Here is a 22,100-nt window from a genome sequence, read left to right as displayed (position 1 = left end):
GCGCTAACCCCGGTCAAACGCCATCAGCTCTTGAAGGGAGGCCAGCAGTTTGATCTCGGCTGAGCGGATCGTATTGGCTGCCGTCAGCACGAAGGTCCACCGCACACTGACGCTGAAAAGCAGCGTTTTAACTCGGCCATTAACCACCACCTGTTGGATCCCATCCTCGGGCAGCGACTGATCCTCCCCAGACATGGGGGTGACCTCTGCCTCTAGGGGGGTGGCCCGCATGGCGATCGCCTCAGCTTGCAGATAGGTATAAACGGCCTCTGCCCCTACAATTGGGTCTTCAAAGGGCGCAAATAGCACTCCGTCTGCCCCAAATAGGTCGGCTACGGCATGGTAATCTTCGGCATTGAATCCCGTGAAGTAGCGATCGACCACAGGGGCGATCGCGGCTAGATTCAGAGTTGCTTCAGCGGTACGAGTCGCCATCGTCATCCTCCTGAGATGAATGATTTCAAGGTACGGAGCTACACCCGCTAATACGTCTATCCTTTGGCAGAAGCTAATGACCGCCGAAGGCCAGCCTGGGTTCCCCAAGGGCGGTATTTAGACGCTGTCATACCAAATCCAATTTGGTAAACCCCGGTTCATCATCAGGAACCCCGTAGGGATAGCATGCTACGCCCCGAATCAGGAACCCCGTAGGGGCGTAGCATGCTACGCCCCTACAAATCGGGGGTAATCTTCAGGGTTCAGTATAGCCACCGTTAGAGAACCCAGCTTGAGGTTATGAACCTAGGCGAGCGGGTCTACGCCCATCGCCACAACGGCTTGGCGCAGCACCGTAATCTGCTGGTTAAAATCAAGCGTTGAGATTTGGCCAAACAGCGCCACAGCGGCGTCACCCATTTTGTAGTAATCGGGCACCGCAATGACTGTGCCCGCCCGCATCGCTTCGGCTAACTGAAACCAAAACGCCAGTTTGGTGTTGTTGGTCAGCACGCCGTAGGCGCGGGTGGCTGGCGTATTTTTGCGCTCAACTAGGTCACGCATAAACTGAAGCTGATCAGCGGGAGCCATCTCCCGTACCTGGGCCAGCAGACCCTCGGCAAATTGCAGGCGGGCAGCACCGGGAGCCGCTGGGGTGATAGCTCGCCCCATATTGTCATACAGCACCCAGAGCAGGCCCAACTGCTCGTCGGTTGCTAGGTTATTAAAGGCCGCAATGGCGCTAGACACAGGAGTGGCAAGACCGACAGAGGCCGTTCCAGGGGCGCTTAAGGTGTAGGTCATAAAACCTCCAAGAAAAATCAGTACATCGCCTTTGCAAATCTACCGTAACAAAAAATTACGAAATGTTTAGGAATCTCGTATTTGAGAAGCTAATATGCATTGTCGGAGTTTTTCAATGGCTCAGTAGCTACGGTCTCCTCAATTCCTTGTCGATGGTGCAGTGACCTCTCGAGCGGGAGAATAGTTGCATCGACATAGCTGCCCAGGTCTTGATTAATGGAATCATTCAGGGCGATCGCGCGGTCTCGGCCCAGCCTGCATAGCCTAAAGGAGCCATTCTGGGGTTAGATGGATTTTGATACTTCATCTGTCGCGTTAACCCAGGAGCCAAAGCTGTGACCCAAGCCATGCCTGCTGCCCCCGCCCAAGATTGGTCAGCCCTCTTACAGTGTTTGATCGCGGGTGAATCGCTGACCCAGGAGCAGGCCGAAACTCTGATGCGCGGCTGGCTCAGCGAATCGATCCCCGAGGTGGTGTCGGGGGGGCTGCTGGCGGCACTCCAGGCCAAAGGCGTGTCGGCGGCAGAACTGGCGGGCATGGCACGGGTGCTCCAGGGGCAGTCCCTCGGCGGCGAGGGCAAAATTCACCATGCCACGCCCTGCATTGATACCTGCGGCACTGGGGGGGATGGAGCGCATACCTTTAATATTTCTACCTGCGTCGCCTTTGTGGCGGCGGCGGCGGGGGTGCGGGTGGCCAAGCACGGCAACCGCTCGGCCTCTAGCAAGGTCGGCTCTGCCGATGTGCTCGAAGCCTTGGGCGTCAACCTGGGGGCCGACCCCGAGCGGGTCAAGGCGGCGCTAGATGACGTGGGCGTGACGTTTTTGTTTGCCCGAGGCTGGCACCCGGCGATGAAGGCCGTGGCCCCCCTGCGTAGCACTCTCAAAATTCGCACGGTGTTTAACCTATTGGGGCCATTGGTTAACCCGCTCCAGCCCACAGGCCAAGTGATCGGCGTCTATGACTCAGCGGTGGTGCCCGCCATGGCTGAGGCACTCAACCAGCTGGGCATTCCTCAGGCGATCGTGCTCCACGGGCGCGAGCGGCTCGACGAAGCGGGTCTAGGCGACAAAACCGATGTGTCGGTGGTTGAGAACGGCCAGGTGACTAGCGCTGCGATCGATCCTCAAGCCTTCGGTCTGACCGCTGCCTCCCTCAGCGCCCTGCGCGGCGGCGAGGTGGAGGAAAATGTGGCGATCATGACGGCAATTCTCCAGGGCAAAGGCACCCAGGCCCAGCGAGATGTGGTGGCCCTAAATGCGGCCATGGCCCTCAAAGTGGGCGAAAAGGTCAAAGCCGATTCGCTAGAAGACTCCATTGCTGAAGGTATCGCCCTGGCCCAAGACATTCTCGCCAGCGGCGCTGCTTGGGAGAAGCTGCAAGCCCTGGTGGCGTTTTTGGCTTAAGTCTATGCTCTCCCGCTCAAAGCTCTGCTCCGTGGATAGGGCTTTGACTGACGGCTCCTTTAGCGGCGTTGGCGAAATGGATCTAGCGCAATTTCTCTAGCAAGCTGTACCGTTATGCCATAGCGTAGTGGAGCCTCAGATGGCTAAGAAACAGGGCAGAAAACCAGGGCAGTTTGGCTATCTACCCCCGGAGCATAAGTTTTTTCTCAACCCGCACACCGATGCTCGGTTTACACGGTGCCCTAAGTGCGATCGCCCCACCAATCTGCGCAAGAAGCCTCTGCTAATTTTGATTCAGCCGGCCCAGCCCGTCAGCCTGAACAAAACCTGTCGCTACTGCCCCAGTTGCGACATCCTGATTGCCCACAAAGATGAATTGGATGAGCTGCTAAGAAAAATTTGCCTCCAGATCTTTCCGCCCCTGGTAGGTCACGATTACCTCGTTGTCGGCACCATGGATCGCAAAACCTGGAAGGAGGGGCGACAAACCACGACTCTAGAAGATCTGTACCATATGGTGCACGACTTCAAAAAACACGTCGAATTCGAGCCTACCCGCTATATCTGGGTCAAGGACGATTGACTGGCCAGCGCCAGCTAAAAGAAAACCTGTGTTTTCTACCTAAAACTAGCGCAATTGGCTAGCTTAAGGAAAAATCTTCCCCTTCAGCCATGGCAATCATCTTTTCTGAACCAGAGGTGCAGGCCCTAGCTGCTGCGATCGACCAAGAGCTGGCGGGCATCGATCAAACCTGCCGTTCTTCAGTGCAGCGCAGCCTAGAGGAACCTGACGCCCCCCTGGCCAAGCAGACCTCAGCAATCGAGCGTATCACCAAAGAACAGCCTGTCACCTTTCTAAAGAAGTTCCGCAAAGCGGCCAAAGCTGACCTCTGCAAGGAGGGTGGTGCCCTCAATGCCCAATGGCAGCAGTGGAAAGACCTGGCCAGCGGCGATGTGGTGAAAAACTTTGGCCCGGTGCTGGTGGCGATGGGGTTTACCGGTGTGTTGCTGGAAACTCTGGTGGTGGCGGTGGGGGTGATCGTCATCCATATTGGTCTGAAGGCATTTTGCGAGGAGTTTGGCGACTGATCGCTAGCCCATGGCGCAGCCCACAATGCTAGTTATGCCTATTGAGAAAGCCGTTTATCTCTTCACGCGAGATACGGTGCCGGGCCAGGGCGGCAATAAGCAGAAGTTTTGGCAAACCGTGATGGGGTTCGAGTCACCTACCGCCATCCACGCTGCCATTTTGGGGTCTGTAACTGTGGCAGACTTGAGTTTTCAACGGCAGGATCAGTATGGCGATCGCTACCAGGCTGTTACCCGCATTCAGGGAGAGACTGGTTTGGTTTGGTGGGTCAGAACAGGGTGGATTGTGCGCCCAGGGGAGACCGTCGCTCGGTTTGTTACCGCTATTCCAGAACGGAGGTGAGAGAACTAATGGAGCAATTTGAGCTATTTGATCAGGTGCAGCTCACCGAAGCGATTCCCCTCAGCGGGGAGATGAGCAACGCCCTGGAGCCGTGGGCGGTGGCTCCGGTCGGCACTACGGGGACGATTGTGGAGGTGCTGGAGCCCGGTGAGGCGTTTTTAGTTGAACTATTTGGCGACTGGGTAGTGCTGGAGGATGAGGCTGGGCTGAAGCGGTCTACCCATGAGCATCCCAGCGCCTTTCGTGAAACCCTGGGGGTGGAGGTGGTGAAAGCAGCTCACATGAATCTTTTGCATCGCCCCAATCCGGTGAAAAGTGACCTGTTTCGCCTGCTGGATGCCATGCCCGAATCGCTGCTGGCGGAGGTGCAGGACTTTGCCGAGTTTTTGCAACAACGCCATGGACCAGCCCCCCACCCTTCTTCTGTTACCCAATAGGTTCTGAATCTGGCTCAGGTGACTTCTGGAAAACATTCTCCCCAATGGTGGGCATTGCCCACCCTACGCTGCGGGAAAATATTTTCCACTGTAGGGGTGAATGGCATTCGCCCTACTCGCAAAACCCACGACACCACCAGACAGTCAAAGTTTGCAAGGCTATAGTGGTGGGCAACTCTCGTCTTTTTTCTCAGCCGCCTGACCTATGGCCCTAGAGCTAAATCTACGCTTTCCCAACCCCAGCCAGGTGGTGATCAAGCTGGAGGAGGAGGAATCGGAGGCGCTGGCGTTTGAATCGCCGCTCGATGTGGCGGCCCTGGCGGAGATTCGCTGGTACCTGGAGGTCTACTCGGTGCAGTACACCGCCGATGTGGATGACCGGCGGGCCGAGGCCATTGAAGCCAACCTCAAGGCCTGGGGTGAGGCGCTGTTCACTGCCGTCTTTAGCAACCGGGCCGCCCAACGGCTGTTCAATACCTTTCAGGACAGCGGCGAAGCGGGGCGGTTGATCACTATTAGCGCCCGCCACCCGGCGATTTTGGGTCTGCCCTGGGAACTGCTGCGCGACCCGGCGGGCACCTACCTGCTGCACGAAACGCCCCGCATTTCGGTGCGGCGGCGGCTGGCGGGGGCCGGGGGCGGGCGGCGGGCCTACCGGTTTCAGCCCCAGGAACAAGCGCGGATTTTGTTTGTCGTCAGCCGCCCCAGCGATGCCGGGTTTATGGACCCGCGCAGCGAGGCCCAGGCGGTGTTGCGGGCCATTGCCGCCGAGGCCGCTGGCCGGGTAGAGGCCGAGTTTTTGCGCCCCGCCACCCTTGATGCCCTGGTGCAGCGGCTCGAAGACGATCGCCTACCCCAGGTAGACATTCTGCACTTCGACGGCCACGGGGTCTACGATGCCGACGGCCACCTGTGGGAGGCCGCCAAACGCAGCGATGCCCTGCTGCTGACCAAGGGTAGCCGCCAGGAGGCCCAAGATATGGGCTACTTGCTGTTTGAAGACGCCGAGGGCAAGGCGGCGCTGATCAGCGCTGAAACCCTGGGCGATATGCTGCACCGCCAGCGGATTGGCCTGGTGGTGCTGTCGGCCTGCCAATCGGCGGCGGTGGGCCAGGGCGCTGCCGAGGATGACCCCACCGCCGCCGATGCCCCGGGCGTGCTGGGCAGCCTGGCGGCACGGCTCACCCACGGGGGCATTCCTGCGGTGCTGGCGATGACCCACTCGGTGCTGGTGACCGCCACCGAGGCATTGTTTGGCCAGTTTTATCAATACTTGGGCCGGGGCCAGGGCATGGGCGAAGCCCTGGACAACGCCCGCCGCTACCTGTACCGCCACACTGAGCGGGGCACCCGCCTGCGGGGGCAGCAGCAGGAGATCACCCTGCGGTTGCAGGACTGGTTTTTGCCCGCCCTGTACCAGGCCGGGGCAGATACGCCGCTGCTGACCAACCGCACAAGTAGGGGCGCACAACAGTACGCCCTCCCAGGGAATGACGGCACCCTGCCCGATCGCCAGGAGGCGGGCTTTTGGGGCCGTAGTCGGGAGCTGTGGCAGATCGAGCGGGCCTTTGTGGGGGGCACGCGCCGCCTCAGCATTACGGGGTTTGGCGGCCAGGGCAAAACCTACCTGGCCCTGGAGGCGGGCCGCTGGCTGCACCAGACGGGGATGTTTGAGCGGGTGTGCTTTGTGGACTATGCCGCCTACCAGGGTCAGGCCCCGGTGAGCTACGCCGTGAGCACCCTGGCCACGGTGCTGGAGCACAGCCTGCTCGATGCCGCCGCCGCCACGGCGCACCTAGGGCAAACGCCCACCCTGGTGATTTTAGACAACCTGGAAGCGCTGGAGCCCGAGCCCCAGCGCCGCCTGCTGGAGGCCGCCAAAGCCTGGTCCGAAGCGGGCCACAGCCGGGTGCTGCTGACCACCCGCCAGCCCACTTTTGCCCACCCCGCCTACCCCACCGAGGGCAGCCGCCAGCACCTGGCCCTGCCGCTGCGGGGGTTGGGCAGCACCGCCTACCCCAACGATGCCCTGGCCTACTTTAGGGCGCTGTGGGCTTTGCCCCCCACCGCCACCACCCCCACCCCAGACCGCGCCGCCCTGGTGAAGCTGTTTGCCCTGGTGGATTTTCACCCGCTTTCCATTGGCCTGCTGGCGCGGCAGCTCAAGGAGCGGCGCATTGCCGAGGTGGGGACACGGTTGGCTGAGCTATTGCAGACCAGCCCAGTACAGGCGGGGGAAGCCCCGAACCCCCTGGTGGCCTCGCTGCTGCTGTCGCTGGATCGGCTGGATGACCAGGCGCGGCAGTGGTTGCCCAAGCTGGGGGTGTTCCAGGGGGGAGCAATGGAGGATGTACTGCTTAGTGTGACTGGGCTAGGCCAAGCTGATGAGGATCCAGAAATTGCTCAAGGGCGGCAGTTGTTAGCAGCGCTGCAAGCCAACGATCCTTGGGCTACGGCAAGGGCAATTGGGCTTGATTTACCGGAAAATGCAGAGCTACCCGAAGAACTAATTCAACAAATTCAGCAGTTTGCTCAACAGCATGTCGATGAGCTAGCTGAAATACTGGCTAACACCCCTCAAAGTGAACTGGCCGACGGGGCAGATGAAACAACCTGGCCTGCTCTGCGCCAGGCGCTAGAATCTACTGGGCTCATTCAGGCCGAGTATATCCCCGGCATTGGAGTGCCCTACCTGAAGTTTCACCCCACGCTGGCCCCGATGCTGTGGGCGCAGGTGTCCCCCGCCGCCCAGTCGGACCTGCAAACCCGCCACCGCCAGCGCTACTACCAGCTCTCGGGCTGGCTTTACCAGCAAGACCGCCAGAACCCCCTGGAGGCGCGGACCATTGCCCGTCGAGAACTGCCCAACCTGATGCAGGCGGTGAACCAGGCCATCGCCGCCGCCGACCCTGATGCTGTAGCGTTTGGAGATAACGTCAACCTATTCCTCAATGTCTTTGGCCTGGGGCAAGACCGGCAAGCGCTAACCCAAAAGCTGGCGGCGCTGCAAGGGGAGGTGGGGTCGCGCAACTGGTATTTGGCCCGCAGCAACCAGGGGGAGGGGCTGATGGCAGCGGGGCGCTACGACGAGGCGCGGCAGGTGTTTGCCGAAGTTTTGCAGGGGCTGGGGGAAACGCCCAGCTACGAGCGGTGCTTGACCCTGGGCAGAATTGGGCGCTGTTTGGAGGCCCAGGGTCAGGCGGCCCAGGCGGCCCAGCGCTACCGGGAAGGGATTGCCGTGGCGGAGCAGCTAGAGCAGAGCGACGGGGTGAAGCGGCAGCGGGGAGCACTGCACACCGACCTGGGAGATGTGTTGACGGCCATGGGCGACTACGCCGGGGCGAAGGAGGCCTATGAGGAGGGTTTGAAGTTTATACAGGCAATTGGCGACGAGAGATCTGTGGCAGCAATTCAAGGGCAACTGGGCACCCTGGCGCTGGTGCAGGGAGATTTGGCGGCGGCGGCAACCCGGTACCGGGCGGCGCTGACCACGTTCCAGGGGCTGGGGGAACCGGCGACCGAAGCGGTGGCGTGGCACCAACTGGGCGTGGTGTACCAGCGGGGGCAGCAGTGGGACGAGGCGGAGCGGCACTACCGGGAGGCGGCGCGGATTAAGGAAGAGCGGGGAGATGTGGCGGGGGCGGCGCAAACCTGGAATAATTTGGCGCTGGTGAATAAAGGGGCGGGGCGGGTGGATGGGGCGATCGCCTGGTACGAGAAGGCGATCGCAGGAGGCAAGGCAGTAGGCGATCAACTAGGTGTGTCCAAGCGTCTCAACAACCTCGCCGACCTCCTCCAGAGCCAGCCCCACCCCAGCGCCGCCACCCTGGCCACCGCCCGCCACCACGCCGAAGCCGCCCTGGCCATTAAGCGAACCCTCGACCCCGCCGCCGCTCAAATTTGGAACACTTACACCATCCTGGCCAAGATTGCCGAGCAGCAGGGGCAGGCCGACCAGGCGCGGACCTTTCGGCAGCAGGCGCGGCAGGCCAAAGCCGCCTTCGCAGGTACCCAACACGAGCTACGGCAGCATGGTCAGCTCATTGCTGCTGTGGTCATGGCTAGCCTGCAACCTGATCAGCAAGCCCAGCTAGACCCCATTCTGCAACAGCGCGAGTCTAGCGGCTGGACAAACCTCGTTGCCGCCATCCGCCGTATTCTCAACGGCGAACGGGATGAATCTCTACTTTGGGACTCTCTCGACATGGAGGACTCCATGATTGTCAGCGCCATTCTCCGGGGCATTGCCGACCCCAACACCCTGCAAGCCCTCCTGGGCGACGAGTGACCAGATCCCAGGGTTCTTCAAGAACCCTGGGATCTTTCTGCGTAGCACCCCCATCACCCAGAAACCGGGTTTCTGGCAAAGTTTAGCCCGCTATCCGCAAGTCTAGGCAGAAACCCGGTTTCTCACCACCCCCTCGCCGCCCCTCAACCATCGGGAAACTGCCAGCAGGGAATGTGCTCGACCCGGCGACTGCCGCAGCCGCAGACTAGATTCTCCTCATCCGAGGCCATCCAGGTTTCGTCGCAGTCGCGGCAGTGGCAGAGAATGTTGTTGAGATTGGCCTGGGCCAAGCCAAAGCGCCAGCGCTCTAGCTCGTCGGGGGAGAAATGGGAGGGCGATTCGCTCATGGGAATTTGGAATTTGGATTGGCGATTTTAGCGTAGGGGCGCAGAGCCTGCGTCCTGGGAGAGATTAAAACCCAGAGTTAAACCGCACCCATTCCAGCATGATGTCGAGTTTGCGGGCCACAATCACCCCACCCGCAAACCCCATACCGTGGCCCACCCACGACTTGCCCCGCTGGAGCGGCAGCAGACCCCACAGGGCGCTGCCATAGAGCAGACCCACGACCACCGCAGCGGCGATCGCCCCCGGACTTCTTTCAAAATAGCCCCGCAGCAAAAGATAGCCCAGGTAGCCAAACACCACGCCGCTGGCCCCCAGATGGCGGGTGCCGGGGCGGCCCAGCAGCCAAATGCCCACGCCGCTGAACAGCCAGCAAAACACTGTTACCAACCCCAGCACCTCTAGCCCCTGAAGCAAAATGATGCTGCCTAAAATGACCAAAGGCCCAGAGTTGGCCGCCAGGTGGCCAAAGCCGCCGTGGAGCAGCGGGGCCACCACAATGCCGGGCACCCCCGCTAGACGGCGCGGCTCAATAGCCAGCTTGGGCAATAGCTGCCGCCCGGTGAGTAGATCGGCCACAGCCAGCACCCACATCAGCGCCAGCAGGTAGGCCAGCAGCAAAATGCCCTCGCGAAAGCCCTCGGGCAGGGTCAAAAAATCCAGATCAAACAAGGGGATAGCGCCTAAAAAATCTGCCTCTCAGGCTAGCACCTGGGCCAGGGTAGGGTTGAGATAATGGGCCAGTTGGGTGCCATCGACCCCCAGCACCGTGCGATCGCCCGCTGCTGCCCGAGCGGCCTGACTGTGCCACCAGGCCCCGACCACAGCCGCATCCACTGCCGCCGCGAGGGAGGTATCGCCTTGGGCCAGCAGGCCGCCGATCAGCCCGGTGAGCAGATCGCCGCTGCCGCCTCGGGCCAGGGCTGGGGTGCTTTCGGGCACATACCAAAGGGTGCCGTCGGGATGGGCGATCGCCGTGCAGGCCCCTTTCAGCAGTACCATCGCTCCGCTGTGCTCTGCCGCCGCCTGTGCCGCCGACCCTGCATCTAATGCATCGCCCAGGGTGCCAGGAAATAACCGCTCAAACTCGCCCCGGTGGGGCGTGATCACTGTGGGGGCCGATCGCGATGCCAGGGTAGTTGTAGCGCCCTGCTCTGCCAGCAGGTTGAGGCCATCGGCATCGAGCAGGAGGGGAACAGCGCTGTTGAGCACCGCTTGAACCGGGTTCATGGCGCTGCGGCTGAGGCCTGGCCCGCAGGCGATCGCATCGTAGCGGCTCAGGTCTAGGTCATCGGGCAGCTGGGCGATCGCACCGTTATCAGTCTCTGGGCAACCCACCACCAGCGCCTCAGGCATCTGGGCCACCACCATCAGTCGCAGCGACTCGGGTACCGCCACGGTGAGCATGCCCACCCCGCTAGCTCTGGCCCCCAGGGCCGTCAGCAGGGCTGCTCCGGCGTAGGGCCGCGACCCGGCCACTAGCAGCAGGTGCCCCACCCGATACTTGTGGGTATTGGGCTGGCGGGGCAGGGGCAGCTTGGCTCGCACCGTCGCCGTCGTCACTCGCCGCACCGGGGGCAGGGGGTCTAGAACGGCGGCGATCGCCGCTGGAGGAATATCAAAATCGATCAGATGGGGTTGCCCCAGGTAGGCCAGCGCTTGATCTTGAACGCAGGCTCGTTTCCACAGGCCCAGGCAAAGGGTGTGGGTAGCCTGCACTGCCGTGCCCAGCACCGCCCCGGTGTCGGTGTGCAAGCCTGAGGGCAGGTCAATGCTCACCACCGGACAGTCAGCCGCATTGACGGCCTCAACCACAGCGGCGATCGCACCTTCTAGCGGTCGTTCTAGGCCAAACCCAAACAGCCCGTCGATTAGCAGGTCAGAGGGGGCCAGGTCGGACATGCCCTCGACCACCGTCAGGCCCAGATAGTCGACAAAGCGTCGATGCTCAGCGGTCAGCGGCTTTTGCCGATTGATCGGGCTACAGACCTGTACTCGGTAGCCCTGGGCGGCTAACTCACGCGCTACAACTAAGGCATCGCCGCCATTGTGCCCTGGCCCCGCGATTACCCCTACTTGGGCATACTGCTGCCGAGGAAAGGTCGCCGTTATCCAGGCTGCAATCCGTCCGGCTACCTTTTCCATCAGGGCGGCGACGGGCATGCCGTGCTCAAAGAGGTGCCCTTCTATCGCTCGCATGTGCTCAGCGGTGACCACCCAGTCAAGCGCCCCATCAAAACGCCCAGCCAACTCCCTATCTCTAGAGGTTTGGCTGGGCAGATGCTGAGATTTCATGGGTGCTGGCTTTTCAACTCAAACGGCAGTGCTTACCGTTCAAAGTGTACGCGACTATTGCCTAGGCCAGCTTCGCGGTAGAAATCGTTCCAGCGGTTGGCCAGGCCGCGATCGGCAAAGGGGCCAACGGCGACGTGGGGACCCCGGGGGGCCGTGCGCTGCTGCACGCGATCGGGCGGTGTACCCAGCTGAATCACCTGGTTGCTGACATTGCCCAAGTTTGAACTATCGGTGGGAATCACCACATAGTAGGGAGCCCTGGGCTGACTAAACGACTCCGTGGGCGGAGTGCTGGTCGGCGGAGGCATGATCGTTCCGGCCGGGGGAGCGACTGGAGTGCCGTAGTTGAGTTCTTGACCAAACTCTACATTGCCGGGAGTGGCCGGTACCTGAGCAACGCCGGGGGGCAGAGAGGGCACGGGCACGGCACCCCCTGGTCCTTGGGGAAAGGCGGCGTCGGGTAAGGGCGGCAGGTCGCCGTTGGAGGCGTAGACATTGTTGGGCAGCGCCGGGGTTTGGGCGTAGTAGGGAATGGCGGCAGCCACCTGGGCCATCTGAGATGCCACCCCGAGGGCGGCTAGATCGCTCATGCGCTGCTGGGCGTTGCCAGACAGATTAAACCGTCCTGCCTGGATCACCGACCGCCCTTGAAAAGTCGTACGAAAGGCCGTTGGCTCTACCTGGCGTACCTGTCGCAGAGTGGCGTCACTGGTGTCGTTAACGTAGATCAAATACTGTTGGCCACTGCTGGGAACCTGGGGTAGGGCAGCACCGGGCACTGGCATGGCACCAGCTGGTAGAGGAGGAACAGCATCAAAACCTTGGGCAAACCCTTGAGGGGCGACACTGAGCCCGAATGCGGTGGCGATCGCCACTGCTCTTAACGGCATTAATTGCCAAATGTGGCGGCGATCGCTCACCCGTTGTTTAACTGCCATTGACTGATTTTGCATGGCCATCACGACTCCTGCCCATTTTTTTGTGAACCGGCAGACGGTCAAGCATCAACGATTTTTTGCCCGTCCTTCTATATGTGTTGAGGATGTTAGCGCAGATTTCAAAAACCGCATCGTTTTATTCCAAACTTTTAGCTCAGGGCGTTGAACCGCAAGTTTATTTGGGTGCTGCTGAATTGACGCAGGGGCAAACGACCGTTTGCCCCCACGAGAGACGTTGCGGTTTTGAGTCCTACCTGTATGCCGCAATGCTGCAATAGCTCCAAATGTGTGTGATCTAAATCACCCGTTATTCGCCACGACGTCACCGAGAAGGCACCTGCGGGTCACCCGTAGTCGATGTGTCATTTCTTACGATAGAGGCAACTCAGCAACAGTGCGTGTTATGGCTAGTCCTTGCAGCAAACCCCTAAAGACCAACCCCTTTCTGACCCAGCGCGATCCGCAAACGGGAGAATGGCAAGTGGTAAAGACTTGCCCCAGGAGTCGGCAGTAATTCCTGGGGATGACATGTTGAGTGCCTCACCCGCTGACAGCCAAGCCCACCAAGACTTGAGTAGACCTCAATTGGCTAGGGAATAAGGACGTCTGAGGCAACCCCTAGCCCGATTGTTCACGAGCATAGGCAAGGCTGTCATTTCCGCCTAGAGCCTGCCCCCTCGAAGGCGTGGGGTGGGAATCCTGTCGAGAGTCGGTTGCTTCGCATAGATTCCCGTGAAAACGGAAATGACGGACATTGCCGTCGCGTTATGAATAATGCAGGCTAGGGAGGGATTTCAGCGCTGGGATGCTGGGCTATAGTGTGGCTCGTTCTATCTCTCTCTGGACGCATTACACTATCGCCATGCGCCAACTGTATCCTCCCCTTGAGCCTTATCAAACCGAATACCTAGCAGTATCAGACCGACACAAACTCTACGTAGAGCAGGCAGGCAACCCCAAGGGCAAGCCGGTTGTCTTTCTGCACGGCGGGCCCGGGGGCGGCGTCAATCCGGTCTATCGCCAGTTTTTCGATCCTCGGCGCTGGCGCATTGTGCTGTTTGACCAGCGGGGCTGCGGCAAAAGCCTGCCCCACGCCGAGCTAGAGGACAACACCACCTGGGCTTTAGTCAGCGATATTGAAAAAATTCGAACGTACCTGGGCATTGAAAGCTGGACGGTGTTTGGCGGCAGCTGGGGCAGCACCTTGGCGTTGGCCTACGCCCAAACCCACCCCGATCGCTGCCAGGGCCTAATTTTGCGCGGTATTTTTACCCTGCGCCAGCGAGAAATTCATTGGTTTTACCAGGCTGGGGCCAGCTACCTCTACCCCGATGCCTGGGAACAATACCTTGCCCCAATTCCTGAGGTCGAGCGCCATGACCTGGTGACGGCCTACTACCGTCGCCTCACCAGCGACAATCTGGAGGAGCGCCAGACCGCCGCCCGCGCCTGGGCGGTCTGGGAAGCCAGCACCAGCAAACTGGTGCAAGATCCTGGTTTGTTGCACCACTTTGGCGAAGACGAGTTTGCGATGGCCTTTGCCCGCATTGAGTGCCACTACTTTATCAATCGTGGCTTTTTTGACACCGACGACCAGATTTTGCGCCAGGTACACCGCATTCGCCACATTCCTGGGGTGATTGTGCAGGGCCGCTACGACGTAGTCTGTCCCCCCGTCACCGCTTGGGAGCTGCACCGCGCCTGGCCCGAAGCTCAGTTTGTGCTGGTGCAAGAAGCCGGCCATTCAGCGATGGAACCGGGGATTGCCAGCGCGCTGATCGATGCGACGGATGCGTTTGCCAGGCGGTGAGTGGATGAGTGGATGGGTGGGTATCAAAGCCAAATTGCCTAACCCCGATTCCACAGGGCCAACCGTAGGAGCGCATTGCATGCGCCCAGCAGAACCAGAGATAACTTACCCCCACCCCCTACCCATCCACCCCCCACCCCTCTACCCCCCACCCCTCTACCCCAACGCCCGGCGCACGATCCATCGCTGCACCCCCCACAGCCCGCCAGCGACGATCGCCCCGAGCCATAGCCCTCGGCCCAGTTGGGTGTGGCCATCGAGCAGGCACCAGCCGCCGAGCAAACCGAGGCCCAGGGTGCTGCTCGCGACGGTGGTGAGCATGGCGCGCAGGGCCTGGTGGGTAGCGACGACCTGTTCGGCCAAATTGTCTGGCGTTGTTTGGGTCGCTAGGGTTTTAGAGGCGGCTTGAAACGACTCGTAGCTGGCAGAATCTACCTGGTAGTAGGTGCCGAGCTCTTCATCGCGCAGGGCTGAGACGGTGTAGAGGCCAAACTGCTTGGCCTGGGCGATCGCATCGCGGATCTGCCGCTGGGTGGCCACTGGGCCAAGGGCTTCAAACACAGACTGCCGGTAAACCCCAGTGGTAGCCATAGACAGCACGCGATCGGTGAGTTCGAGGGGAGAAAGGCGGGCGGCATTCACGGGTTGAGCAACTCCTGGTCTGGCCTGGGCAACCGAGCGATCCGAAAACTTGTACTACCTGATAGTACGAAAAACCCAGCACCTGACGCATCCCCCCGATCGCTAATGGTCCGTCTAGGCGCAGGTCATCCAAACCCGTTGATCAGACCGTAGGCCAAGGCGGCACTCCCCAGCGGCACCGTGAGGTTGTCGAGGCCGTAAAACGAGAGGGTTTCGAGTAGGGTAGCGGCGATCGCCACTGCTCCCGCCGTTGCCCAAATTGCCCCGGTGAACCCCGCCGTCAGCCCCAACACTAGCAACACCACCAGAAAGCTGGCCAGGGCCATGGTGAGGCTCCCCTCCCAGCTTTTTTGGTTGCCAAAGATTGTATAGGGGTGGCGACCAAAGTTTTGGCCGACCAGCGCCGCCAGACCGTCGCCCCAGGTCATCACCAAGATGCCGAGAGCGGCATACTGGGGTAGCTCTGGGGGCCAAAAGACAGCGGTTAACACCCCAATGCTGACGGCATAAAAAAACGTCCCTAGGCTGTTGCGCCCCACGCCGTTGACCCCAGGCAAAATGGGCAACCGGTACGACAGCAGCGCCACACCGCTAAAGACTACCGCTGCCGCCAGCCCCATCCAGGTGGGGGTGCGCAGCCACCAGGCCAGCAAGATGACGTGGCCAGCGCCAATGTGAACAATCTTGCGGGTGATTTCGGTGTCGAGGTGGGCCGTGCGGCGCAGTCCTTCGGCCACACCCCCCACTACCGCTAACCAGGCGGCTACCAATCCAAGTTGCACAAGCGCAGTGGCCATCATGGCAGGGGAAGCAAGTATAGTGGGGTGGGACTTCTAGACCTTACTACACCCCAACTTCCTATGGATAAACCTTATAAGCGAGTGCTGCTAAAACTTAGCGGTGAAGCCCTCATGGGCGATATGGACTATGGTATCGATCCGAACGTGGTAGAAACCATCGCGGCTGAGATCGCTGAGGTGATCGAAGCCGGTATTGAGATTGCCATTGTGGTTGGCGCAGGCAACATCTTTCGCGGCATTAAGGGTTCCGCAGCGGGCATGGATCGGGCCACTGCCGACTACATCGGCATGATTGCCACGGTCATGAATGCCATGACCCTGCAAGACTCGCTAGAGCGCATGGGGGTGCCGACTCGGGTGCAAACGGCGATCGCCATGCAGGAGGTCGCCGAGCCTTACATTCGCCGCCGCGCCATTCGCCACCTGGAAAAAAACCGGGTGGTTATTTTTGGGGCAGGCTCCGGCAATCCGTTCTTTACCACCGATACCACTGCGGCCCTGCGGGCAGCGGAAATTAACGCCGAGGTGGTATTTAAAGCCACTAAGGTTGACGGCGTCTACGATTCTGATCCTAAACTGAATCCAGAGGCGAAGCGCTACCGCACCCTCACCTATGGCCACGTGCTCCAGAACGACCTAAAAGTGATGGATAGCACGGCGATCGCCCTGTGTAAGGACAACAACATCCCTATCATGGTATTTGACCTGTCGGTGCCCGGAAATATCAAGCGGGCGCTCACCGGAGAACCTATCGGCACGATTGTAGGAGAGTCTTGTGATGTCAGTTGACGATATATTGCTCGAAACCGAAGACCAGATGCAGAAGTCGATCGAAGCCACCCAGCGCAACTTCAACACCATTCGCACGGGGCGGGCCAATTCTTCACTGCTCGATCGCATCGAGATCGATTACTACGGCGCTCAAACTCCCCTGAAGCAGATGGCCAACATCTCCATCCCCGACTCCACCACGCTGATGATTCAGCCCTACGACGCCAGTAGTCTGACCACCATCGAAAAAGCCATTTCCATGTCAGATGTGGGCCTCACTCCCAACAACGATGGCCGGGTGATTCGTCTCAATATTCCGCCGTTGACCAGTGAACGCCGCAAAGAGTTTGTGAAAACGGCGGGCAAAGTAGCCGAAGAAGGGCGCGTTTCTATTCGCAACCAGCGGCGCAACGGCATTGATGCCGTTAAAAAACTCGAAAAGGCCAGCGATATCTCTGAAGACGAATCGCGCGATGCCCAGGACGAAATTCAGAAGCTCACCGACAAATACATCGCCAAGCTCGACGAAGCCCTAGCCGCCAAGGAAAAAGACATCATGACCGTGTAACGGCGGCGGAGAGTTAGATTGCCCGCGAGGATCCCCCCAACCCCCTTGAGAAGGGGGACTTTGATGTCGGTTCCCCCCTTTTCAAGGGGGGGCAGGGGGGATCCTCAGGGGCTGTCGCCTAGCACCCCCGACCTGTATAAGCAGTAGACCTCGAAGGAGGGCAGTTGATCCCTACAAGAAGGGCAATTGATCCTCTGTCTACGAATTGACGCTTCCCTTAAGCCCTGCTAGATTGCAAATACGTTTCATTTAATCCGCAGCGATGATCGCCCTCGCAAGAGCTTTTTATTTTTGGTGGCAGCCCCCGGTTCACAGGCAGTGAGCACCTTTTGTGTTGTCTACCTAGTGAACCGCGGAGCTAACCCTCTGCGGTTTTGTTTTTTGAGTTGTTTTTTGAATCGCTAACCATGGCCTCCTCGACTGCCTCCTGGCCCCTGCCTAACTGGTACTACGGCTTTTTTTACACCACCGGGTCAGGCGTGTGGTGCTAGGTTCTCCTATGCCCGTTACCTGACCCGGAGCCAACCGCTCCGGGTTTTTTTATGACTGCTGTTCCGTTCTGTTCTCCCATACTTGAGGCTGATTGATTGCAATGAAAGATGCTACTTTGACCCGTAAATCCAATTCTGATCACCGTTCGGTGGTGGCGCTCACCGACACCGTTACCGTAGGTGGCGACACCCTGCTGATTGTCGGTGGCCCCTGCGCCGTCGAGAGTGCTGAGCAAATGGAGCAGGTCGCTTGCCACCTCTCCAGTTCGCCTGTACAGGCCTTGCGGGGTGGAATTTTCAAGCCTCGTACCTCGCCCTACGCCTTCCAGGGGATGGGGGATGCTGGGCTGCGAATTTTAGACGATATGCGTCGTCGTTTTCAGATGCCGGTGATCTCAGAAGTGATGGCCATTGACCAGATTGAGAGGATGGCGGCCCAGGTCGATGTGTTGCAGGTGGGCAGCCGCAACATGCAAAACTTCGACCTGCTGAAGGCTCTGGGGCAGGCCACTAAGCCAGTGCTGCTCAAGCGGGGGCTCGCGGCCACCCTAGAGGAGTTTGTGATGGCGGCAGAATATGTGCTTAGCCACGGCAACCCGAATGTGATTCTCTGTGAGCGGGGCATTCGCAGCTTTGACCCCTATACCCGCAATGTGCTGGATCTCGCAGCCGTGGTGGCCCTCAAGCAGATCACCCACCTGCCGGTGATGGTAGACCCTAGCCATGCCGCCGGTAAGCGTGAACTGGTGCCTGCCCTGGCTCGGGCTGCGATCGCCGCTGGAGCAGACGGTCTGATCGTTGAGTGCCATCCGGTGCCCGACGAGTCTGTGTCAGATGCCCGCCAAGCCCTTACTCTAGAAGAAATGGTTAACCTCGCCCGCAGTCTGGAGCCCATTGCGGCAGCGTTAGGTCGTCGCCTTGGCCCTGATGCCGCTGGAGAAAAGGCCCCAGGATCGGAGCCAGAGAAGCCTTTTGGGGCGATCGCCCTGGCCGCCTAACCGGGTCGCCTCAGAGGAGTATCAGTATCTCTAATGGATGGCATTAGCAATGTCCGCTGTCATTGGGCTTCATATTTTGTTACAACATAGGGGGAATTAAGGTTGGTACTAACCTCTATGTTCGGTGGCTTTACCGGGTTTCAGTCCAAAGGGTCCAATGACTTTGGTGAAAGGATGATCAACTCTGTAGCTACCCAGTCGCTACGGCACTTGTTTAGCCGTAGCGACGCTGTGGAAGTAGCGGTGCGCTGCTCTCCCTCCAGCAAGCTTCTTCAGGGCACTATCGATAGCTTCCGCATGGAAGGCCGCGGCCTCGTGATTCGCAAAGAATTTGAGGCCGCCGAGATGATGTTTGAAACCGATGCGGTGTCGATTGACGTGGGCTCGGCGATCAGCGGCAAAATTCGCTTGCGCCAGCCCACTCAGGCCGTAGCCCAGGTCACGCTACAAGAAGACGCCATCAACCGCGCCTTCGAAGCCGACCTGGTGCGTCAGCATCTCGAAGGGGTGACCGATGAGGCCGTGACCTCTCTCTCTGGGGGCGACCCAGTTACCTTCAGAGATATCAATATCACCCTGCTGCCTGAGCAGGCGGTGAAAATTACGGCACTGACCGATTTACCCAATCACAAAGACGTGCCGATTCAACTGTTAGCTCAGGTCACAGTAGAAAAGCGGCGGCGCATCATATTTGCCAATGCAGAATTTTCTCCCGAGGGCATTCCTGACTCTTTGACCTCGATCTCGGCCACCCTGACGCGCGGGTTTGCGGAGGTGCTGAACCGGATGGTTGATCTGGAGCGTTTTAACCTCGACGGCGTGCTGCTGCGGGTCAATCGCCTAGAGACCAAGGGCAAGCAGCTGGTGTTTAGTGGTTATGCCCAGATTGACCATTTCCCCGGCACGATGTGAGTTGGGATGGGTGCCGGGTGTCGGGTTGCCTCTAGAACCTGATACCTAAAACCTGATACCTGATACCCCGAACCCAATACCTTCTTTGGCCAGTATTATGGTTGGGTTCTTGGGTTAAGGCATCTGGGCTATGGGTAACTGGTTTACGGCGGGGGGCGTTGTCATGGGGCCGCTGCTGCTGTGTTCGCTGCTCATTCTAGCGTTAGCGGTTGAGCGGGGCTGGTTCTGGCTGCAGCTGGGGCGTCAGCAGTCGGGGTTGGTGCCCAACGTGCTCAGCACCTTTAGCCAAAATCCCCAGCGGGCGATCGCAAAACTTAAGCAGCACCAGCAGTTGCCCATTGCCCGGATTTTTCTGGCGGCCCTTACCTTGGGTGATGCCACCCCTGAAGAATTTCGTTTAGCCCTCGAAAGTGCAGCTCAGTCTGAGTTGCCGTTGCTGAAACGCTTTCAGACGCTGTTTGAAACGGTAGTTGGCATTGCCCCCCTGCTGGGGCTGCTGGGTACTGTACTGGGTCTAATGCAGGTATTCTCGACCCTGCGCCTGGGCGAAACCAGCGGCACTGCCGCCAGCGGCGTTACCTCTGGGGTAGGTGAAGCGCTGACTTCCACGGCGGCGGGGCTGGTGGTGGCCCTGGTGGCGCTACTGTTGGCCAACCTGTTTCAGGGGCTCTATCGTCGCCAGCGGGCGTTTATTCAAGCGGCGGGGGGCAAGCTGGAGATTCTTTACCGCCGCGCCCAACGTCAGGGCTCGCTCAGCTCTACGGTCTTTTTGCCGGGGAATCAGCCGTGATCTATAACGCGACGGTGATTGTAGCGGGGGCGGGAGCCGCTGGCCTATTTGGGGCGATCGCCTGCGCCGAGGCCTATCCTGCCGCTACTATTCATATTTTCGAGGCGGGGCGCGAGGCCCTGGCCAAGGTAAGAATCTCGGGGGGCGGGCGCTGCAATGTTACCCACGCCTGCTTTGACCCCGCCCTGCTGGTGAGCCACTATCCGAGGGGCGATCGCGCCCTGCGCGGCCCCTTTAGTCGTTTCCAGCCCCGCGATACGGTGCAGTGGTTTGAGCAGCGGGGGGTGGCGCTCAAAACTGAGGCCGATGGCCGCATGTTTCCCACCACCGACGACTCGGGCACCATCGTCGACTGCCTGCTGGGGGAAGCGCGGCGGCTGGGCATCAAGATTCACACCGGCTGTGCGATCGCCCAGGTCAAGCCCACCGCCGATGGGTTTGACCTGACCACCCGCGCCGGGGAAGAGTGGCACTGCCAGAAGCTGCTCTTGGCTACCGGCAGCAGCCCCGGCGGCTATCGTCTGGCCCTCAGCCTGGGCCACGACCTGGTACCTCCGGTACCCTCGCTGTTTACCTTTAACATCCCCGACCCGGCCCTGCGGGAGTTGGCCGGGGTCTCGGTCGAGACCGTACAGCTAAGTTTGGCGCTGGAAGACTCCCCCGCCCTCACCCAGAGCGGCCCGCTGCTGGTCACCCACTGGGGCCTGAGCGGCCCGGCGGTGCTCAAACTTTCGGCCTATGGGGCGGTGGGGCTGCACAAACAGCGCTACCGAGCCACCCTGCTGGTGAATTGGTTGCCCGCCCTCAAGCCAGACCAGGTGCGCCAAAAGCTGCTGAGCCTTAAGCAAGACCAGGGTAAGCGCCAGGTGGCAGCATTTTCGCCGTTTCCGACCCTATCGCGGCGGCTGTGGCAGTACCTGGTGCAGCACCGGGTTGGCCTACGCACCGACCTAAACTGGGCCGACCTGTCTAAGGCACAACTGCAAGCGCTGATCACAGAGCTGACTCGGGGAGCCTACACCGTGGCGGGCAAAGGGGTGTTTAAAGACGAGTTTGTCACCTGTGGCGGCATACCTCTGCCCGAGGTCAACTTCAAAACCCTGGAGAGTCGCTGCCGCCCAGGGCTATACCTGGCGGGAGAAGTGCTCAATATCGACGGGGTGACGGGCGGGTTCAACTTTCAAAGTGCCTGGACCACGGGCTGGCTGGCGGGGAATGCGATCGCCGCTGCCCTGGCATAGTTAGGCGCTTGAAGTCATATTTGGGAGTTGCATACAAAAATGAAAACTCAGTACTTTACAGCGACAAGCCTTGATGGCTTCATTGCGACTGAGAATGACTCACTAGATTGGCTATTTCCGCTGGGTGACTTGAATGACTCCAGCTATTCAGAGTTCATTTCAGAGGTGGGTGCATTGGCAATGGGATCGGCAACCTACGAGTGGATGCTACGCAATGCCCAAAAGGTTATTACTGAGACTGGCTTGGCTTGGCCATACAATCAGCCAGCCTGGATATTCTCTAGTCGAAAGCTGACAAAAATTGAAGGTGCGAACATCCGATTCGTCAATGGAGATGTACACCATGCCCACAGTGAAATGCGAGTTGCTGCTGGTACCAAAAACATCTGGATAGTTGGAGGCGGAGATTTGGCTGGTCAATTCTACGATGCTGGTTTACTAGACGAACTGATCGTCCAGGTTGGCTCAGCCACTCTCGGTAAGGGTAAGCCTCTATTCCCTCGCCGAGTGTTAAGCCCAGTTCTGCGCTTAATGTCTGTTAATCAGATGGGGGCTGGCATGGCTGAGTTACGTTACGAAGTCGATAAAGGCGGTGTGAATTGAGGGTATATCCTGCTTTTGTCATGAAAAATCATGGGTGTCGCCATCAAAGAAAAGAGTGAATAAGTGGCAGGTCTACTCAATGGCATAGCTCATC

22 protein-coding genes are annotated in these 22,100 nt (G+C 59.7%); 14 read left to right on the top strand and 8 right to left on the bottom strand.

All coding sequences use genetic code 11. The features are described from left to right. Positions 1–3 precede the first annotated feature (3 nt). Entirely contained in the window at positions 4–435 is a 432-nt protein-coding gene (locus RRF56_RS11860; RefSeq protein WP_317037851.1) for a nuclear transport factor 2 family protein, read from the bottom strand. 306 nt (positions 436–741) lie between these two features. Further along, positions 742–1,239 carry an orange carotenoid protein N-terminal domain-containing protein gene (locus tag RRF56_RS11855; RefSeq protein ID WP_317037850.1) on the bottom strand — a complete coding sequence of 166 codons (498 nt, stop codon included), beginning with the start codon at positions 1,237–1,239 and terminating at the stop codon, positions 742–744. Positions 1,240–1,586: 347 nt separating this feature from the next. On the opposite strand from RRF56_RS11855, the gene trpD reads away from it, so the two are divergent. The 6 genes from trpD to RRF56_RS11825 all read left to right on the top strand — a co-directional run bounded on the left by trpD (position 1,587) and on the right by RRF56_RS11825 (position 8,802). After that, positions 1,587–2,645, top strand: coding sequence for an anthranilate phosphoribosyltransferase (gene trpD / locus RRF56_RS11850; protein ID WP_410510597.1), 1,059 nt, complete (start codon positions 1,587–1,589; stop codon positions 2,643–2,645). Positions 2,646–2,784: 139 nt separating this feature from the next. Continuing rightward, positions 2,785–3,228 carry a hypothetical protein gene (locus RRF56_RS11845; RefSeq protein ID WP_317037848.1) on the top strand — a complete coding sequence of 148 codons (444 nt, stop codon included), beginning with the start codon at positions 2,785–2,787 and terminating at the stop codon, positions 3,226–3,228. 89 nt (positions 3,229–3,317) lie between these two features. After that, the gene (locus tag RRF56_RS11840; protein ID WP_317037847.1) at positions 3,318–3,734 is read left to right on the top strand and encodes a hypothetical protein; all 417 of its coding nucleotides are present in this window, start codon (positions 3,318–3,320) and stop codon (positions 3,732–3,734) included. 10 nt (positions 3,735–3,744) lie between these two features. Next, on the top strand, positions 3,745–4,077 hold the full coding sequence (locus tag RRF56_RS11835) for a DUF6883 domain-containing protein (protein ID WP_317037846.1): 333 nt from the start codon (positions 3,745–3,747) through the stop codon (positions 4,075–4,077). A gap of 8 nt (positions 4,078–4,085) precedes the next feature. Beyond that, a complete protein-coding gene (locus tag RRF56_RS11830; protein WP_317037845.1) occupies positions 4,086–4,514 on the top strand; it encodes a DUF2281 domain-containing protein in 429 nt (142 codons plus the stop codon). A gap of 205 nt (positions 4,515–4,719) precedes the next feature. Further along, the gene (locus tag RRF56_RS11825; protein WP_317037844.1) at positions 4,720–8,802 is read left to right on the top strand and encodes a CHAT domain-containing protein; all 4,083 of its coding nucleotides are present in this window, start codon (positions 4,720–4,722) and stop codon (positions 8,800–8,802) included. Between the two features lie 143 nt (positions 8,803–8,945). On the opposite strand, the gene RRF56_RS11820 is transcribed toward RRF56_RS11825, so the two are convergent. The 4 genes from RRF56_RS11820 to RRF56_RS11805 all read right to left on the bottom strand — a co-directional run bounded on the left by RRF56_RS11820 (position 8,946) and on the right by RRF56_RS11805 (position 12,395). Continuing rightward, positions 8,946–9,149, bottom strand: a complete 204-nt coding sequence (locus RRF56_RS11820) for a hypothetical protein (RefSeq protein ID WP_317037843.1) — start codon at positions 9,147–9,149, stop codon at positions 8,946–8,948. 64 nt (positions 9,150–9,213) lie between these two features. After that, positions 9,214–9,819, bottom strand: coding sequence for a rhomboid family intramembrane serine protease (locus tag RRF56_RS11815; RefSeq protein ID WP_317037842.1), 606 nt, complete (start codon positions 9,817–9,819; stop codon positions 9,214–9,216). Positions 9,820–9,846: 27 nt separating this feature from the next. Then, entirely contained in the window at positions 9,847–11,442 is a 1,596-nt protein-coding gene (locus RRF56_RS11810; RefSeq protein ID WP_317037841.1) for an NAD(P)H-hydrate dehydratase, read from the bottom strand. 32 nt (positions 11,443–11,474) lie between these two features. After that, a complete protein-coding gene (locus tag RRF56_RS11805) occupies positions 11,475–12,395 on the bottom strand; it encodes a hypothetical protein (protein ID WP_317037840.1) in 921 nt (306 codons plus the stop codon). Positions 12,396–13,242: 847 nt separating this feature from the next. On the opposite strand from RRF56_RS11805, the gene pip reads away from it, so the two are divergent. After that, on the top strand, positions 13,243–14,190 hold the full coding sequence (gene pip / locus RRF56_RS11800) for a prolyl aminopeptidase (RefSeq protein ID WP_317037839.1): 948 nt from the start codon (positions 13,243–13,245) through the stop codon (positions 14,188–14,190). Between the two features lie 156 nt (positions 14,191–14,346). Here the strand turns inward: pip and RRF56_RS11795 are convergent, their stop codons facing one another. Beyond that, positions 14,347–14,832, bottom strand: a complete 486-nt coding sequence (locus RRF56_RS11795; protein ID WP_317037838.1) for a hypothetical protein — start codon at positions 14,830–14,832, stop codon at positions 14,347–14,349. Between the two features lie 125 nt (positions 14,833–14,957). Next, positions 14,958–15,632 carry an SEC59/DGK1/VTE5 family protein gene (locus RRF56_RS11790; RefSeq protein WP_317037837.1) on the bottom strand — a complete coding sequence of 225 codons (675 nt, stop codon included), beginning with the start codon at positions 15,630–15,632 and terminating at the stop codon, positions 14,958–14,960. A gap of 60 nt (positions 15,633–15,692) precedes the next feature. Here RRF56_RS11790 and pyrH point away from each other — a divergent pair, with 60 nt between their 5' ends. The 7 genes from pyrH to RRF56_RS11755 all read left to right on the top strand — a co-directional run bounded on the left by pyrH (position 15,693) and on the right by RRF56_RS11755 (position 22,006). Further along, entirely contained in the window at positions 15,693–16,421 is a 729-nt protein-coding gene (gene pyrH, locus RRF56_RS11785) for a UMP kinase (RefSeq protein ID WP_317037836.1), read from the top strand. Beyond that, positions 16,411–16,971 carry a ribosome recycling factor gene (gene frr, locus RRF56_RS11780; RefSeq protein ID WP_317037835.1) on the top strand — a complete coding sequence of 187 codons (561 nt, stop codon included), beginning with the start codon at positions 16,411–16,413 and terminating at the stop codon, positions 16,969–16,971. The genes pyrH and frr overlap by 11 nt, the downstream gene beginning before the upstream one ends. Before the next feature lie 592 nt (positions 16,972–17,563). Beyond that, positions 17,564–18,460 carry a 3-deoxy-7-phosphoheptulonate synthase gene (gene aroF, locus RRF56_RS11775; protein WP_317037834.1) on the top strand — a complete coding sequence of 299 codons (897 nt, stop codon included), beginning with the start codon at positions 17,564–17,566 and terminating at the stop codon, positions 18,458–18,460. Between the two features lie 117 nt (positions 18,461–18,577). Continuing rightward, on the top strand, positions 18,578–19,372 hold the full coding sequence (locus tag RRF56_RS11770) for a DUF2993 domain-containing protein (protein WP_317037833.1): 795 nt from the start codon (positions 18,578–18,580) through the stop codon (positions 19,370–19,372). 130 nt (positions 19,373–19,502) lie between these two features. Continuing rightward, on the top strand, positions 19,503–20,162 hold the full coding sequence (locus RRF56_RS11765; RefSeq protein WP_317037832.1) for a MotA/TolQ/ExbB proton channel family protein: 660 nt from the start codon (positions 19,503–19,505) through the stop codon (positions 20,160–20,162). Next, positions 20,162–21,403 (top strand): NAD(P)/FAD-dependent oxidoreductase, encoded by a 1,242-nt coding sequence (locus RRF56_RS11760; RefSeq protein WP_410510596.1) that lies wholly within the window; start codon positions 20,162–20,164, stop codon positions 21,401–21,403. Before RRF56_RS11765 ends, RRF56_RS11760 begins: the two co-directional genes overlap by 1 nt. A gap of 39 nt (positions 21,404–21,442) precedes the next feature. Continuing rightward, the gene (locus RRF56_RS11755) at positions 21,443–22,006 is read left to right on the top strand and encodes a dihydrofolate reductase family protein (RefSeq protein ID WP_317037830.1); all 564 of its coding nucleotides are present in this window, start codon (positions 21,443–21,445) and stop codon (positions 22,004–22,006) included. Positions 22,007–22,100 lie beyond the last annotated feature (94 nt).

Source organism: Nodosilinea sp. E11 (assembly GCF_032813545.1).
Taxonomy (GTDB): Bacteria; Cyanobacteriota; Cyanobacteriia; order Phormidesmidales; family Phormidesmidaceae; genus Nodosilinea.
The sequence above is the reverse complement of the archived record's forward strand: the minus strand, read 5'-3'. Positions and strand labels throughout refer to the sequence as shown.